At 71.5% G+C, this 15480-nt stretch carries 11 protein-coding genes; 3 read left to right on the top strand and 8 right to left on the bottom strand.

Annotated features, from left to right (window positions below; genetic code table 11):
• Positions 1-13: 13 nt before the first annotated feature.
• Entirely contained in the window at positions 14-853 is an 840-nt protein-coding gene (locus tag ACFW3L_RS20595) for a GNAT family N-acetyltransferase (RefSeq protein WP_378742866.1), read from the bottom strand.
• Positions 854-961: 108 nt separating this feature from the next.
• On the bottom strand, positions 962-2614 hold the full coding sequence (locus ACFW3L_RS20590; protein WP_378742864.1) for an alpha/beta fold hydrolase: 1653 nt from the start codon (positions 2612-2614) through the stop codon (positions 962-964).
• Positions 2615-2734: 120 nt separating this feature from the next.
• Between ACFW3L_RS20590 and ACFW3L_RS20585 the strand changes: the two genes are divergently transcribed.
• Positions 2735-3220 carry an Lrp/AsnC family transcriptional regulator gene (locus ACFW3L_RS20585; protein WP_378742862.1) on the top strand — a complete coding sequence of 162 codons (486 nt, stop codon included), beginning with the start codon at positions 2735-2737 and terminating at the stop codon, positions 3218-3220.
• A 53-nt stretch (positions 3221-3273) separates the two neighbouring features.
• Here the strand turns inward: ACFW3L_RS20585 and ACFW3L_RS20580 are convergent, their stop codons facing one another.
• From ACFW3L_RS20580 to dxr, 6 genes are all read right to left on the bottom strand, one after another.
• Entirely contained in the window at positions 3274-4998 is a 1725-nt protein-coding gene (locus tag ACFW3L_RS20580; RefSeq protein ID WP_378742860.1) for a flavin monoamine oxidase family protein, read from the bottom strand.
• A 62-nt stretch (positions 4999-5060) separates the two neighbouring features.
• On the bottom strand, positions 5061-5858 hold the full coding sequence (locus tag ACFW3L_RS20575; RefSeq protein WP_378742858.1) for a carbon-nitrogen hydrolase family protein: 798 nt from the start codon (positions 5856-5858) through the stop codon (positions 5061-5063).
• A gap of 250 nt (positions 5859-6108) precedes the next feature.
• Positions 6109-7569, bottom strand: coding sequence for an amino acid permease (locus ACFW3L_RS20570; RefSeq protein WP_378742856.1), 1461 nt, complete (start codon positions 7567-7569; stop codon positions 6109-6111).
• Positions 7570-7970: 401 nt separating this feature from the next.
• Complete coding sequence (gene ispG / locus ACFW3L_RS20565; protein WP_378742854.1) at positions 7971-9125, bottom strand: flavodoxin-dependent (E)-4-hydroxy-3-methylbut-2-enyl-diphosphate synthase; 1155 nt, start codon at positions 9123-9125, stop codon at positions 7971-7973.
• Between the two features lie 267 nt (positions 9126-9392).
• Complete coding sequence (locus ACFW3L_RS20560) at positions 9393-10748, bottom strand: M50 family metallopeptidase (RefSeq protein WP_378742852.1); 1356 nt, start codon at positions 10746-10748, stop codon at positions 9393-9395.
• A gap of 28 nt (positions 10749-10776) precedes the next feature.
• The gene (gene dxr / locus ACFW3L_RS20555) at positions 10777-11979 is read right to left on the bottom strand and encodes a 1-deoxy-D-xylulose-5-phosphate reductoisomerase (protein WP_378743073.1); all 1203 of its coding nucleotides are present in this window, start codon (positions 11977-11979) and stop codon (positions 10777-10779) included.
• Positions 11980-12409: 430 nt separating this feature from the next.
• Between dxr and ACFW3L_RS20550 the strand changes: the two genes are divergently transcribed.
• Both ACFW3L_RS20550 and ACFW3L_RS20545 read left to right on the top strand, forming a co-directional pair.
• The gene (locus tag ACFW3L_RS20550) at positions 12410-14065 is read left to right on the top strand and encodes a CocE/NonD family hydrolase (protein ID WP_378742850.1); all 1656 of its coding nucleotides are present in this window, start codon (positions 12410-12412) and stop codon (positions 14063-14065) included.
• A 195-nt stretch (positions 14066-14260) separates the two neighbouring features.
• Positions 14261-15337: a trypsin-like serine peptidase gene (locus ACFW3L_RS20545; protein ID WP_378742848.1), complete on the top strand. Its 1077-nt coding sequence runs from the start codon at positions 14261-14263 to the stop codon at positions 15335-15337.
• Positions 15338-15480 lie beyond the last annotated feature (143 nt).

Genomic DNA, 15480 nt, shown 5'->3' with positions numbered 1-15480 from the left:
TGATGCGTCAGGCTCAGAAGAGCACCGACATGACCTCCCCGACCTGGCGGAAGCCGACGCGCTGGTAGGTGGCCCTGGCAGGGGCGTTGAAGTCGTTGACGTACAGGGTCACCCGGGGGGCGATCTCGGCGCGGGCGTAGTTGACCACGGCCGCCATGCCCGCGCTCGCGTACCCCTGACCGCGCAGATCGGGGTGGACCCACACGCCCTGGACCTGGCAGGCCTGGGGGGTGACGGCGCCGATCTCGGCCTTGAACACCACGCGGCCGTCCTCGATCCGGGCGAAGGCGCGGCCGGTGCGGACCAGTTCCTCGACACGGGCGCGGTAGAGGGCGCCGCCGTCGCCGGAGTCCGGCGGGACACCGACCTCCTCGGTGAACATGGCCACGCAGGCGGGGACGAGGGTGTTGATCTCGTGAACGCGGACCCGGCGCACCAGGGGGTCGGGGGCGACGACGGGCGGGCCGTTGATCTCCAGGACCGGCTGGCTGGCGCGGATGGCGCGGGCCGGCCCCCAGGCGGGGGTGATCTGCTCCCAGAAGTCCCTGACCGCCTCGACGGGGCCGACGATCGACGAGCAGCGTCGGCCGCGCCAGCGCGCGTGGTCCGCGAACCCGCGCACGGCGGCGGGTCCGGCGTTGACCGGGACGAGGTTGGCCCCCGAGTAGCACAGGGCCGTGAGTCTGCCGCGTTCGGTGTGTCCCCAGACCTCGGCCCCGGCTCCGCCGGTCATGCCCGTGGTCATCAGTCGTGAGGCGACGAAGACGTTGCCCACGGGGTCCGCGTCCAGGAGCGCGCGGACGGCCTCCCGGTCGCGTTCTCCCAGAATCCGTACCGCCGAGGTCCGCAGCATCGCATCTCCCCCATCTTCCCGGTCACCGTCTCCGGCGGTCACCGGATCGGTTCATGGGCCCACGACGAATTCGCGCCGATTCCAGCCTATTAGACCGTCTGTCCGGACTCACCTGGATGTTTCGAGTCCGATCGGTCCGAGGCGGTCCACCTGTGCGGCCTCGGTGCCCGGGGCGTCACGCGGGGCGGGCTCGGGCCGGGCCTCGCAGGTGACGTCGGGGGCGTCCGCGCCGCGTTCGGGCAGGACCCCGTCCCGGAGGTAGGCGACGACGGTCTCGTCCACGCAGGCGTTCCCGGTGAGCGCGACGCCGTGGGTGATGCCGCCGTCCTCGATCACCAGCGCGGAGCCGGGCAGGCGCTCGCGCAGGGAGTAGGCGCCCGCGATCGGGGTCGCGCCGTCCTCCGTGGCGTGCACGACGAGCGCGTCGCCGTCGTAGGCGGGGTGTTCGTCCGGGCCGTCACCGACCTTGAACCAGGGGTCGGACTCGCTGGACCACGAGGCACACGGCGCGTTGTACCAGATGTTGTGCCACCCCAGGAAGGGCGCGTCCGCGTGGACCTGCCGGGCGTCCCTGTTCCAGGTGTCCCAGTCACGCGGCCACGGGGCGTCGGTGCACTGGACCGCGAGGTAGCCGCCGAAGCCGGGGTCGCTGTCGGCGTCGTCGCCGTAGTTCCCGTGGAGCTCCAGGAGCGGGGCGGAGTCCGCGTCGTTGATCCGGGCGGCCAGCGCGGCGGCAACGGTGGGCCAGGAGTTGCCGCTGTAGGCGACGACGGAGACGGCGCCGTCCAGTTCCGTGGGGCCGACCGTGTCCTCCAGCGGGGCCTCGCGGAGGCTGGCGCGCAGGTCGTAGAAGGCGGCGGCGACCGTCTCGCCGTCGGTGCCCAGTCCGTAGACGGCGTCGTGGCGGGCGATCCAGTCGAAGAAGTTCACGGCCGCGTGGTCCAGGGACCGGCTCTGGAGGAGGTTGCTGTCGTACCAGGGCAGGCTCGGGTCGACGACGCTGTCCAGCACCACGGCGCGCACGCTGTCGGGGTACAGCGAGGCGAAGACCGTGCCCAGGTAGCTGCCGTAGGAGTAGCCGAGGTAGTCGATCCGGTCGAGGCCGAGGGCGACGCGGATGGCGTCCATGTCGTGCGCGGTGTCCTCGGTGCGCATGTGGTCCAGGAGCGGCCCGGTGTTCTCGGCGCAGGCGGCGGCGTAGGCCTCGGCGTCCTCACGCAGGGCCCGCTCCTCAGCGGCGTCGGCCGGGACGGAGTCCTTGCGGACGGGGGCGAAGTAACCGGGGTCGCAGGTGACGTTGGGTGTGGAGGCGCCCATGCCACGCGGGTCGAAGGAGACCACGTCGTAGATCTCGCGCAGTTCCTCGGGCATGCGGTTGTGGGTGTGGGCGGCCCACGCGCGTCCGGCGCTGCCCGGCCCGCCGGGGTTGACCAGGAGGGTGTGTTCGGCGGTGCCGGTGGCGGGGACCCGGGAGAGGGCGATCTGGAGGGTCTCCGCGAGGTCGCCGACGCGCTGGCCGCCGGTGGTCCTGGCCATGGGCACGGTCAGGGTGGCGCACTCCATCTCCGTGCCGCTCACCGGTGCGAGGTCCTCACAGGGCCGCCAGTCGAGCGCGCTCTGGTCGATCCGGGTGGTCGGCGGTGCGGCCGTCCCGGCCGTGGCCGTGGGCACGGCGACCAGTGAGGCCAGGAGCACCCCGACGGAGACGGCTGCCCACTGTGTGCCCGATGAACGCACTCGCTTACCCCCGATACCGGCCATGATGTCCTCATGCATTCTCACCGCTACCCGGCGTGACCTCCGGAAGCGACACGGGCCCCATTCGAGCACTCCCCCGGTAACATGTGCCCTGGTCAGATCAGAAATGGACAAAGGGGCAGAATGCGGCTTGATCGTGTCGACGAGCGGATCATCGCGATGCTCGGCGCGGACGCGCGGACGAGTTTCGCGGAGATCGGCGGCGGGGTCGGCCTCAGCCCCTCCGCGGTCAAGCGCCGCGTGGACCGTCTGATCGAGTCCGGGGCCGTGCGCGGTTTCACGGTGGTCGTGGAGCCCCAGGCGATCGGCTGGACCACCGAGGCCTTCATCGAGCTGTACTGCCGCGCCCGCACGTCCCCCGGCGAGATCCGGATCGGCCTGTCCGGGTACGCGGAGGTCACCTCGGCCTGCACCGTCACCGGGGAGGCCGACGCCATCGTGCAGGTGCGCGCCCGCGACACCCAGCACCTGGAGGAGGTCATCGAGCGGATCGGGGCCGAGCCCTTCGTGGTCCGCACCAAGAGCACCCTGGTGCTCTCCCGCCTGGTGGACCAGCCCATCCTCGCCGGTACCGCCGACCCCGACCCGTCGGACCAGAACACCCCCTGACCCCACCCGGCCCGACGCCGGGGATCGGGGGCGCCGGAGTTCCTCCGGCCCCGTCAGTCCTCGGGGAGGGCGACCGGGGCCAGCTCGTCGAACAGGTCGCCGGGGCCGGGGTTGGTCGGGTCGGTCTCGCCGCCGAAGTGGTGCATGACGCCCCACACCGCGTTCAGGGCGGTCTGCACGGCGCCCTCGGCCCACCCCGCGGTCCAGGACACGTCGTCACCGGCGAGGAACAGACCCCGGTGCCGTTCGGCCAGGTCCGCCTGGTGGAAGTGCGTGAACAGGCGGCGCTGGTACCGGTAGTGCCCGGGCAGGTTGGCCTTGAACGCGCCCATGAAGTACGGCTCGTCCTCCCAGGACACCGTGACCGGGTCACCGGTGATGTGCGAGCGCACGTCCACGTCCGGGTAGATCTTGCCGAGCGAGGCGAGCATGACCTCCAGGCGCTCGTTGGCGGACAGCGGCAACCACTTCAGCGAGTCGTCGCACCAGGTGTAGGAGAGGCAGATGGCCGCCGGGCCGTCCGGGTCCTCCCCCTCCAGCAGGTAGGTGCCCCGGGTCATGCGGTCGGTGAGCGTCATGCTCATGACGTCACGGCCGGTCTCCGGGTCCCGGTCCCGCCAGAACGCGCGGTCCACCGGCACGAACAGCTTCGAGGACTCCATGTAGTGGGTCCGCTCGATCGCGGTCCAGTGGTCGATCGGCAGCAGGTCGTCGTCGCAGTCGATCTTGGACAGCATCATCCAGGACTGCGCCGTGAACACCGCCGCCGGGTAGGTGCGGGTGGAACCGGAGGCGTCGGTGACGGTGAGGTTGCCCGCCGGGGACCCCTTGGCCGCCGTGCGGCGCAGCGCGGTCACGGCCGGACGCGGCTCACCACCGTGCAGTGAGGCCAGCGACGTCCCCCGCGCCCAGTGCACGAGCTTGTCCGGGGCGTCCTCCCACAGACGGAGCGGGAGCTGGTCCACGCCCCCGACGATGCCCATGTGGTCGTCGTCGGCGCCCGTGTAGGTGACCCGGAGGATCTCCAGGATGGAGTTGGGGAAGTCGGTGTCCCAGCCTCCGGTGCCGAAGCCCACCTGGCCGAAGACCTCGCGGTCGCGGAACGACGCGAACCCCGGGGACTCGCACAGGAAGCCGTAGAAGGTCTGGTTGTCCAACCGCTCGACCAGCCGGTTCCAGATCTCCTTCTGCGTGGCCACGTCGCGGTCGCGGATGGCCCGCTGCATCCGGGTGTGCTCCACGCTCTCCAGGGTCCGGTCCCAGGCGCGCGCCACGTCGCGGTAGAGCTCGGGCAGGTCGTCGAGGTGCGTCGCGTAGTGCGACTCCCCCTTGAGGTCCACGACGGTGCTCGGGGTCGCGGGCGAGAGCGGGTTGGGGAAGGGGCTGGTACGCAGGCCCACGCGGTCGGCGTAGTGCCAGAAGGACGTGGAGGTCGGGGGAAAGCGCATGGCGCCCATCTCCGCGACCACGTCGTCGGGGGCGCCGGGCAGGCGCTCGGTGCGCAGGCGCCCGCCGATCCGGTCGGCCTCGTACACGACCGGCCGCAGCCCCATCTTCATGAGCTCGTAGGCGGTGACGATTCCGGACAGCCCGCCGCCGATCACCGCGACCTCGGTGCCGAGGTGCTCGGCCGGCACCTGGCCCAGTCCGGCCGGGTGGGCCAGGAACGCGTCGTAGGCGAACGGGAAGTCGGGCCCGGACATGGTCAGCGGACGGTCGTCGGTCCGGGAGTCGGACACGGGTGCGGTACCGGCGGACGTGGGCACGGCGGACGTCATGGGGCCCTCCTTCACTGGGGCAGGGTGTGGACCGCCGCGGGCGCGGCGGGGTGGGATGGATGTCAGGCGTCGGGGTACAGGTCCGGTCGGCGGTCGCCCAGGTAGGAGAGCTCCGCGCGGGAGGCCTCGGTGGCGGCCGGGTCGACGTCACCGACGAGCAGGGCCTCGGTGGGCCCGCCCCGCAGCAGCTCGGCGCCGTCCGGGCCCACGAGGGCGCTCAACCCGACGTAGTCGAGTTCGCCCTCGGTGTCGCAGCGGTTCACGTAGGCCACGTGGATCTGGTTCTCCATGGCCCGCGCGGGGACGAGGAGGGTGGCCACCGACGTGTTCGGCGCCATCAGGGCGGTGGGCACGACGAGGAGCGTGGTCCCGGCCCGCGCGTGCGCGCGCACGGCCTCGGGGAACTCGACGTCGTAGCAGACCAGGAGGCCGATGCGGTGGCCGTCGAGGTCGGCCTGGACGACCAGTGCGTCACCGGCGCGGAAGTGGTCCCGGTCCAGGTCTCCGAACAGGTGGGTCTTGCGGTAGAGCGCGCGGGAGGCCCCCGTGGCGTCCACCAGCCGGACCGCGTTGTACACGTCGCCGTCGGCCAGTTCGGGGAACCCGTGGACAATGGCCACCCCGGTGTCGGCGGCGATCCGGGAGACCTCGGCGAGGAGCGGCCCGTCCGCCGGTTCGGCCAGGTCCCGGACCCTGCTGCCGATGTTGTAGCCGGTCAGCGACATCTCGGGGGTGACCAGCAGGGTCGCGCCCTCGGCCGCGGCCTCGCGTGCCCGCTCGCGGAGCCGCTGGAGCGAGGAGGCGGGGTCGCCGCTGCGTCCCGTGCCCTGGTCGAGGGCCACGCGCAGTGGTGCGGGCATCGCTGCGTACCTCCTGGTGCGTCGCCGCTGGTCGGCCGCGTCCACTCTAGGTGGAGCAGTGCGTGGGAACCGTGTGTACGACGTGCACTCCGTTGCGAGTTCGCGGCGATTCGTCGTGGTTCGTTGCGCGAAATCGCGGTGTCACGCTCCGTTCGCTCGCGTCCACGGTCCCAGAGTGAACGTGGGGCGGGGCCGGGGGATTGCCCCGGCCCCGCCCGTGCTCACACGTCCGACGTGTGCCCGGTCCCGGTCAGGAGCCGACCCGCACCGTGGGCTCGTCCTCCAGCGCGGAGCGCCGCATGCTGTAGCCGAAGTAGATGGCCAGACCCACCACGAGCCAGGCGCCGAAGGCGACCCACACGCTGACCGGCATGCTGAGCATCAGGTAGGCGCAGGCCAGGACGCCCAGGACCGGGGTCACCGGGGCTCCGGGCATCCGGAAGGCGCGCGTGAGGTCGGGGCGGTTCCTGCGCAGCACGAGCACGGCGACGTTGACCAGGGCGAAGGCGAAGAGCGTGCCGATGGCGGTGGCGTCCGCGAGCGGGCCGAGCGGGATCAGGGCGGCCAGCAGGGCGATGAACACCGAGGTGATGATCGTGTTGGCGCGCGGGGTGCCCCGGTCGTCCACCTTGGAGAAGGCGGCCGGGATGAGCCCGTCGCGGGACATCGCGAAGAGGATGCGGGTCTGGCTGTAGAGGACGACCAGGACGACGCTGGCCAGAGCCAGGACGGCGCCCGCAGCGAAGATGACCGCCCAGATCGGGGTGCCGGTGACCACGGTGAGGATCCCGGCCAGGGAGGTCCGCCCCTCCGCGAACTCGGTCCAGTTGAGGGCGCCGACCGCGCTGAAGGCCACCAGGCAGTAGATCGCGGTGACCACGATCATGGAGAACATGATGGCGCGCGGCAGGTCGCGCTGCGGGTTCCGGGCCTCCTCGCTGGCGGTGGAGGCGGAGTCGAAGCCGATGTAGGAGAAGAACAGGGTGGCGCCGGCGGCGGAGACACCCGCCATGCCCATCGGCATGAACGGCGCGAAGTTGCCCCGCTGGACGGCGGTGACCGCGATGGCCACGAACATCACCAGCACGGCGATCTTGATGGTGACCATGACGGCGTTGGCGCGGGTGCTCTCCCGCACCCCGGCGAGCAGGGCGAACATCGACAGCAGGACGACGACGGCCGCGGGCACGTTGACCAGGCCGCCCTCCATGGGTCCGGCCAGGAGCGCGCCGGGCAGCGACAGACCCGTGGTCAGGTGCAAAAGCTCGTTGATGTACTGGCCCCAGCCGACGCCGACGGCCGCCACGGAGACCCCGTAGGTGAGCATCAGACACCAGCCGCACACCCAGGCCATGAACTCGCCCATGGTGGCGTAGCTGTAGGAGTAGGCCGAGCCGGAGGCGGGGATCATCCCGGCCATCTCGGCGTAGGCGAGCGCGGAGAAGAGCGCGGTCACACCGGCCAGGACGAACGCGAGGATGACGGCGGGTCCGGCGATCGGGACCGCCTCGCCCAGGACCACGAAGATGCCGGTACCCAGGGTGGCGCCGATACCGATCATGGACAGCTGCCAGAACCCCATGGTGCGGCGCAGGCCGTGGCCGCCCTCGGTCTCGGCCACGAGCTTCTCGACCGGCTTGCGTCGGCTCAGACGCCGCCCCAGCGTGGGCGCGGAAGCGTCCGCCCGCGCGGGGCTCTTCTGGTCCACCACGAAATGACTCCTCGACGTTCTGCGGGTGGGCACACCGGATCGGCGCCGTCGCGAACCAACGGGACCCCACTTGTGCCTTGGGCAACGTTAATGGTGTTGCGTGAGTAACATGACCCACATTCGTTGCCCATGTCCGCTTTCCGGGCCCGAATCATGCGCACCGACGCAAGAAAACGCACGCCGTGGTGACTCGTGCCACATGACATGACTCACGGTGATCAGGCTCTCGTGACCAGCGACGACGCGGGTCCCGCCCGTAGGTGTAAGCGTCCGATCGCCCCGGGTGTTCCCACCCCGTCCGGCGGGTTCCACGTCAAGGCGGCGTCAGGACACGACAAAGGGGAGCACGGCCGCCGCCGTACTCCCCTCGAAGCGTGGTTCCTCCCCCGACGGGGAGGGGGTCAGCTCGCCACGGACACGCTGGGCTCGCCCTCGACCCCGGCCTCGCCCATCTCCTCGGCGATGCGCATGGCCTCCTCGATCAGCGTCTCCACGATCTTGGACTCGGGCACGGTCTTGATGACCTCGCCCTTGACGAAGATCTGGCCCTTGCCGTTGCCGGAGGCCACACCCAGGTCGGCCTCGCGGGCCTCGCCGGGACCGTTCACGACGCAGCCCATGACGGCCACGCGCAGCGGCACCTCCAGCCCCTCCAGCCCGGCGGTGACCTCCTCGGCGAGCGTGTACACGTCCACCTGGGCACGGCCGCAGCTCGGGCAGGAGACGATCTCCAGGCCGCGCTCGCGCAGCCCCAGGGACTCCAGGATCTGGGCGCCGACCTTGACCTCCTCGGCGGGCGGGGCGGACAGGGACACCCGGATGGTGTCACCGATCCCCTCCGACAGCAGGGCGCCGAAGGCCACGGACGACTTGATGGTGCCCTGGAAGGCCGGACCGGCCTCGGTGACGCCCAGGTGCAGCGGGTAGTCGCAGGCCTGCGACAGCAGCCGGTAGGCGTTGACCATCACGACCGGGTCGTTGTGCTTGACGGAGATCTTGATGTCCCGGAAGCCGTGCTCCTCGAACAGCGAGCACTCCCAGAGCGCCGACTCCACCAGCGCCTCCGGGGTGGCCTTGCCGTACTTGGCGAGCAGACGCTTGTCGAGCGAACCGGCGTTGACGCCGATGCGGATCGGGGTGCCGGCCTCGGAGGCGGCCTTGGCGATCTCCGCGACCTTGTCGTCGAACTTCTTGATGTTGCCCGGGTTGACGCGCACGGCGGCGCACCCGGCGTCGATCGCCGCGAACACGTACTTGGGCTGGAAGTGGATGTCGGCGATCACCGGGATCTGCGACTTCCTGGCGATGATCGGCAGCGCGTCGGCGTCCTCGTTGGTCGGGACGGCCACGCGGACGATCTGACAGCCGGAGGCGGTCAGCTCAGCGATCTGCTGGAGGGTCGCGTTGATGTCGGAGGTGCGGGTGGTCGTCATGGACTGCACGGACACCGGCGCGTCCCCGCCCACGGGCACGTTCCCGACCATGATCTGCCGGGTCTTGCGCCGGGTCGCCAGCGGGCGCGGCGGGGTGGCGGGAATACCGAGATCAATGGTCACGCTTGGTTCACCTCGTCTGCCGCCGGAGGGAGGGCGGCACTTGATGTCGTCCGATTCGTGGAGAAGGGCGCGCACGGCGGCGCCCGGAGGCGTGTCCGGGTGCTCCGTCTCGGTGGCCTCCGCCACGGCGGCGATCCCGGTACGCGACCTCCAGGTTACCCGCCCTTGGGGCGACACACGGCCCTTCGTGGCCGCGCTCACACCAGTTCAACCGGTGTTCATCCCTCGGGGACGGTTCGGGGGCGGCTCCGAGCCGCCCCCGAGGGGTCAGCCGAACAACCGCACGGGGTTGATGAGGTCGGCCACGAGGAGGATGACGCTGAAGACGAAGAAGCAGCCGACGATCACATAGGCCACCGGTGTCAGCAGCGCCACGTCCACCGGCCCCGGGTCCGGTCTCCTGAACAGCCGTGCCGTCCACTTCTTGACGGACTCCCAGAGCGCCCCGGCCATGTGCCCGCCGTCCAGCGGCAGGATCGGGAGCATGTTGAAGGCGAAGAGGAACAGGTTGACGCTGGCCAGGATGCTGATCATGATCGCCACGGTGTCGATCACCGGCAGGCCCTGCGACATGATCTCGCCGCCGATGCGGGAGATGCCGACGATGCCCACCGGGGAGTCCTCGGTGCGCTGCTCGCCCAGGAAGGCGGCGCCGAACACCTCGGGGACCCGGCTGGGCAGGGCGATGATCGCCTCACCCACACCGACCAGCATGGTGCCGACCTCGGAGACCGACTCCCCCACCGTCAGCGGCTGGCGCTCCTGGACGAACACCACGCCGAGGAACCCGACGACCTCGGTGGCGGCCACCCGGCGCCCCTGCTCGTCGTAGACGAGGTCACCCCGCTCGTCGGTGTCGTAGACGATGTCGCCCTGGGAGTTCCGGGCGGGCAGCTCGTTCTCGACGATGTCGACGTCGGTGGTGAAGCGCTCGCCGTCGCGTTCGATCTCGAACTCGGTGCTGCCGAGGGACTGACGGATCTGTCCGTTCACGGTGTCGCCGGTCACCGGCTGGCCGTCGATCGAGACGATCACGTCGCCCGGCTCCAGGCCCGCCTCGTGGGAGGGGGTGGGCGCGAACTCGTCGGTGCACTCGGTGGCGGTCACTCCGGCGGGGACGACGCACTCGCGGACCGACCCGATCTGCGGGGTCTCCTGGTGCACGCCGATGCCCATGAAGAGCACGCCGAGCAGGATGATCGCGAGCACGAGGTTCATGCCCGGACCGGCGAACATGACGATCAGGCGCTTCCAGGGGGCGCGCTGGTAGAACTGCCGGTCCTGGTCCTCGGGGGAGAGCTCCATGTAGGAGGCCTCGCGGGCGTCCTCGGCCATCGCCCGCCAGCGGGACATCTTCCGGGCCCCGGTGTCCCGCCGTTCCCTGGCGGGCGGCAGCATGCCGACCATGCGCACGAAGCCGCCCAGCGGGACGGCCTTGATGCCGTACTCGGTCTCGCCCCTGCGCACCGACCACAGCGTCTTGCCGAAGCCCACCATGAACTCGGTGCACTTGATCCCGAACATCTTGGCCGTGGACATGTGGCCGAGCTCGTGCCAGGCGATCGAGAACAGCAGTCCCACGACGAACAGGACGATCCCGACCACGGTCAGCAGAACGACCATGCATCTCTCCTCAAGCCGATGTCGGTCCTCAGCCGCGGGTGAGCAGCTCGCGCGCGCGGGTTCGGGCCCAGGTGTCAGCGGCGTACACGTCGTCCAGGGTCAGGGTCGAGGTACCCGGATGGTCCGCCCGCCGGTGTTCAGAGACTACCTGGGAGACAGTGTCCATGATGGCCGGGAACGCGAGGTTTCCCTTGAGGAACGCGTCCACCGCCTCCTCGTTGGCGGCGTTGTAGACGGCGGGCGCCGTGCCGCCCGCCGCGCCGACCTCGGCGGCCAGCCGCACGGCGGGGAAGGCCTCGTGGTCCAGCGGCTCGAAGGTCCAGCTCTGGGCGCGGGTCCAGTCCATGCCGGGGGCGGCGTCGGGGACGCGGTCGGGCGCGCCGATCCCGTAGGCGATCGGGATCATCATGCTGGGCGGGCTGGCCTTGGCCAGGGTGGTGCCGTCCACGTACTCGACCATGGAGTGCACGACCGACTGCGGGTGCACGACGACGTCGATCCGGTCGAAGGGCACGTCGAACAGGAGGTTGGCCTCGATCACCTCCAGGCCCTTGTTGACCAGGGTCGCGGAGTTGACGGTGATGACCGGTCCCATGCTCCAGGTGGGGTGGGCCAGCGCCTCGGCGGGGGTGACGCCGGTGAGCTCCTCGGCGCGTCGGCCCCGGAAGGGACCGCCGCTGGCGGTGACGACCAGGCGGCGCACGTCGGCGCGGGCGGCGTGGACCAGGCCCTGCGCCGGGCTGGTGAGCTCGTCCTCGGGCAGGTGGGGGAAGCACTGGGCGATGGCGTAGTGCTCGGAGTCGACCGGGATGATCTGGCCGGGCGCGGCGAGGTCGCGCACCAGGGGCCCGCCGATGATGAGGGACTCCTTGTTGGCCAGGGCGAGGGTGGTCCCCGCGCGCAGCGTGGCCAGGGTGGACTCCAGCCCCAGGGCGCCGGTGATCCCGTTGAGGACGACGTCGCAGGGGTGCGCGGCCAGCGCGGCGACACCCTCCGCTCCGACCAGGACCTCGGCGTCGCTGCCCTGCTCGCGCAGCAGGCGGGTGAGGTCGGCGGCGCGGGCGGGGTCCGCCACGGCCACGTGCCCGACCCCGAGCTCCACGGCCTGCTTGGCGAGCAGGTCGGCGCGGCCTCCCCCGGCGGCCAGGCCCACGACCCGGAAGCGCGCGGGGTTGCGCTGGACGATGTCGACGGCCTGGGTCCCGATCGAGCCCGTGGAGCCGAGGATCACTACTGTTCGCTGCTGTTCTTCTCGCACCCCTCCATTGTCGCGCACCCGGCGGCCCAGCGCCGGGGCCCTGTGGACAACCCCCGGGTACGGCCGGGCGAACCCTCGGTGTGGGCGGCGCACGGCGGGCAGCGGGGAGGGGGAGCCCCGGTGGCAGGCACCGAGGTGGAAGCCGGTCCGCCGCACGAGCGCACCCCGGCGGCGGGCACGGGGACAAACCCTCACAGTGCGACAGCGGCGCGGGAGCGCACTCCGGGGAGGCGCGCGCCCCGGGTCTTTACAAAGGGCGGTGGATCGCCTAACTTGACTGGCGAGTAAGTTACCTCACAGTACAGTGCGACGCCGATCACCGCCGGTGCGTCCGGCTCCCCCGATGGTGCTGGCGCGAGCGACCATCGGAGCCTCCCCCGCCCCCACCCCAGAGGTTCCCGCCATGCCCTCAGTCAGCATCTCTCCCCCACCCCGAGAGCGCGCCCCCTTCGGCACGCGACTCCACGCCCTCTCCGCCACAGCCGTGGCGGCCGCCGTCGCCGTGGCCGCGCTGTCACCGGCCCCCGCCTCGGCGGTGACGATCTCCTCGACCATCAGCTACGAGACGATCGTCAGCCATGACGGCACCGAACTGAAGGCGAAGGTCATCACCCCCACCGACGCCGAGGGCCCGCGCCCGCTGCTCGTCATGCCCTCCGCCTGGGCCACCCCGCACATCCTGTACGTCGGCGCGGCCAAGAAGCTGGCCGAGGAGTCCGGATACCAGGTCGTCGCCTACACCTCGCGCGGGTTCTGGGACTCCGGCGGCGGCGTCGAGGTGGCCGGACCCGAGGACCGGGCCGACGCCAGCGCCGTCATCGACTGGGCCCTGGAGAACACCGAGGCCGACGCCGACCGGATCGGCATGGCGGGCATCTCCTACGGCGGCGGGATCAGCCTGCTCACCGCCGCCGAGGACGACCGGGTGAGGGCGGTCGGCTCCATGAGCGGCTGGGCCGACCTGGAGGCCTCGCTCTACCCCGGCCGGACCATCGACGTGCAGTCGGCCGAACTGCTGCTCCTGGCCGGGAACCTGCTCGGCACCCCCGGGGACTCCCTCCGGGAGATGGAGCGCGAGTACCGGCGCGGCAACGTCGACCCCATCCTGGAGATGGCCCCGGACCGCTCCGCCGCCACCAAGGTGGACCAGATCAACGCCAACGGGACCGCCGTCATGATGGCGCACGGATGGAACGACGGCATGTTCCCCGTCGGGCACATCGCGGACTTCTACGAGGAGCTGTCCGGCCCCAAGCGGCTCATGCTCACCCCCGGCGACCACGCCACCCCCGAGGCGTTCGGCGCGGTGGGGCTGCCCAACGAGGTGTGGGAGGACCTGGGCCGCTGGTTCGACCACCACCTCAAGGGCGAGGACAACGGCGTCGGCGCCGAGGACCCGGTGCGTGTCCGGCCCAACAACGGGAACGGCGGGTGGACCTCGCACGCCGACTGGCCCTCGGTGACGGCGTCCACCGACGAGTACCACCTCGACGAGCCCCGCTCCACCTGGGGCCGCTGGCAGAGCGACGGCGCGATGGGCGACGAGCCCGCCACGGGCTGGGACTACGGCTTCCGCACCGGGATCGGCACGACCGCGCACAGCGGCACGGTCATCCTCTCGGGGGCGCTCCAGCAGTTCTTCGACGTGCCCACCGGGGTCCTGCTGCCCACCGTCGACCGCTACCGGGCCGCGGTGTGGACCAGCCCCGCCCACCCCGAGGGCGTCCGCGTGGCGGGGACCCCCGAGGTGACGTTCACGGTGACCCCCACCGCCGCTGACCAGTCGGTCTTCGTGTACCTGTACGCGATCAACGAGCGCGGCACCGGCTCCCTGCTGAGCCACGCCCCGTACACCCTGCGCGACGCGACCCCGGGCGCGCCGGTGACGGTCGAGACCGAGCTCTCGTCGGTGGTGTGGGACGTCCCGGCCGGTCACCGTCTGGCCGTGGTGGTGGACAGCAAGGACCCCCGCTACGTCAGTGAGAGCCGGATCGGGAACCGGGTCACGGTGTCCTCTCCGGAGGAGGCGCCGACCCGGGTGACCATTCCGATCGGCTAGGCCGCGGTGGGCGCCGGTCCCGGGTTTTCACCCCTGATCGGCGCCGAAACCCCGTGTTCCGGTCAACCGGACACCACGGGCCGGGCGACCGGTCGACCCGCCTCGCGCGGGGTCGGCCGGTCGCATGCCCGAGAAAGCCGCGACACAAACCCAAAGTAGTCATCGAGTTACTCCAAGTGTGCGAAGATCGTGGTCATGACCTCGCCCACCGCACGCAGGATCCTCGCCCCGCTGGCCGCAGCCGCGGTCGCCTTCGGGGGCCTCGCCCTCATCGACCACCTGCCCGCCCCGGCCTCGGCCGTCTCCCAGGCCATCCACGCCTCCGCCGTCCTTCCGGACGCCCTCGCCCCCGAACTCCCCGCTCCCGAGAACCGGACACCGGTCTCCAGGACCGACGGGATCCACCACCAGGCGGGGGCCGTGACCGGCGAACAGCGCACCGCCGTCCTCGACTACTGGACCAGCGACCGCATGGCCGCCGCCCAGCCGATCACCAGCCTCGTGGAGTCAACCCTGGGGCTGACCGACCCGCTCCAGGGGACCGCCGACGTCGAGCCGCAGGCGTCCAGCCCCAACAGCGACGGCGAGCGCTGGAACGACGGCGGCAAGGTCACCCAGACCACCGGCAAGGTGTACCTGACCATGGACGGCCGCGACTTCACCTGTTCGGCCTCGGTCGTGGACTCCGCCAACAAGAGCACCCTGGTGACCGCCGGGCACTGCGCCAAGGACGGCAGGGGCTCCTGGGCCCAGAACTGGACCTTCGTCCCCGGGTACTCCTCCGGCGACAGCCCGCACGGCAAGTTCACCGCCCGCGACCTCATGGTCGCCCCGCAGTGGTCCGACCGGGCCGACGACAGCTACGACTTCGCGATGGTCGTGCTCAACGAGGACGGCGGCACCCCGGTGCAGGACCGGGTCGGCGCGCAGAAGCTGTCCTTCTCCACGTGGTCCGAGCAGAACGTGAACAACGGGGTGCAGGTCTACACCTTCGGCTACCCGTCCGCCTCCCCCTACGACGGCCGCGAACTGCACTACTGCTCCGGCCGGACCGTCCCGGACACCGGCGGCACCACGGCCAACGGGGTGCGCTGCACCATGACCCAGGGCTCCAGCGGCGGCCCCTGGTTCACCGACTTCGACACCGCGACCGGCCAGGGCACCATCTCCTCGGTGGTGAGCTTCAAGTACGCCGACGACCGCAGCACCCAGTACGGCCCGCGCCTGGGCGCCGAGGCCAAGCGCCTCTACGACCACGCGGCGCGGCTCTAGAGGGCCCCTGCGGCGCCCGGGGCCCCGGGGTCACGACGGGGGCGGGGGGCGGCCGGCCCCCCGCCCCCCCCCCCCCCCCCCCCCCGGCGCCCGGCGGCCCCAAAGGTCGGTCCCCCGGGGGCCGAGGGCCCCCGCCGGGGTGG

The sequence above is a fragment of the Nocardiopsis sp. NPDC058789 genome, assembly GCF_042745575.1.
Taxonomy (GTDB): Bacteria; Actinomycetota; Actinomycetes; order Streptosporangiales; family Streptosporangiaceae; genus Nocardiopsis; species Nocardiopsis eucommiae.
Note: the sequence above shows the minus strand (reverse complement) of the source record. Positions and strands in the feature narration are given on the sequence as shown.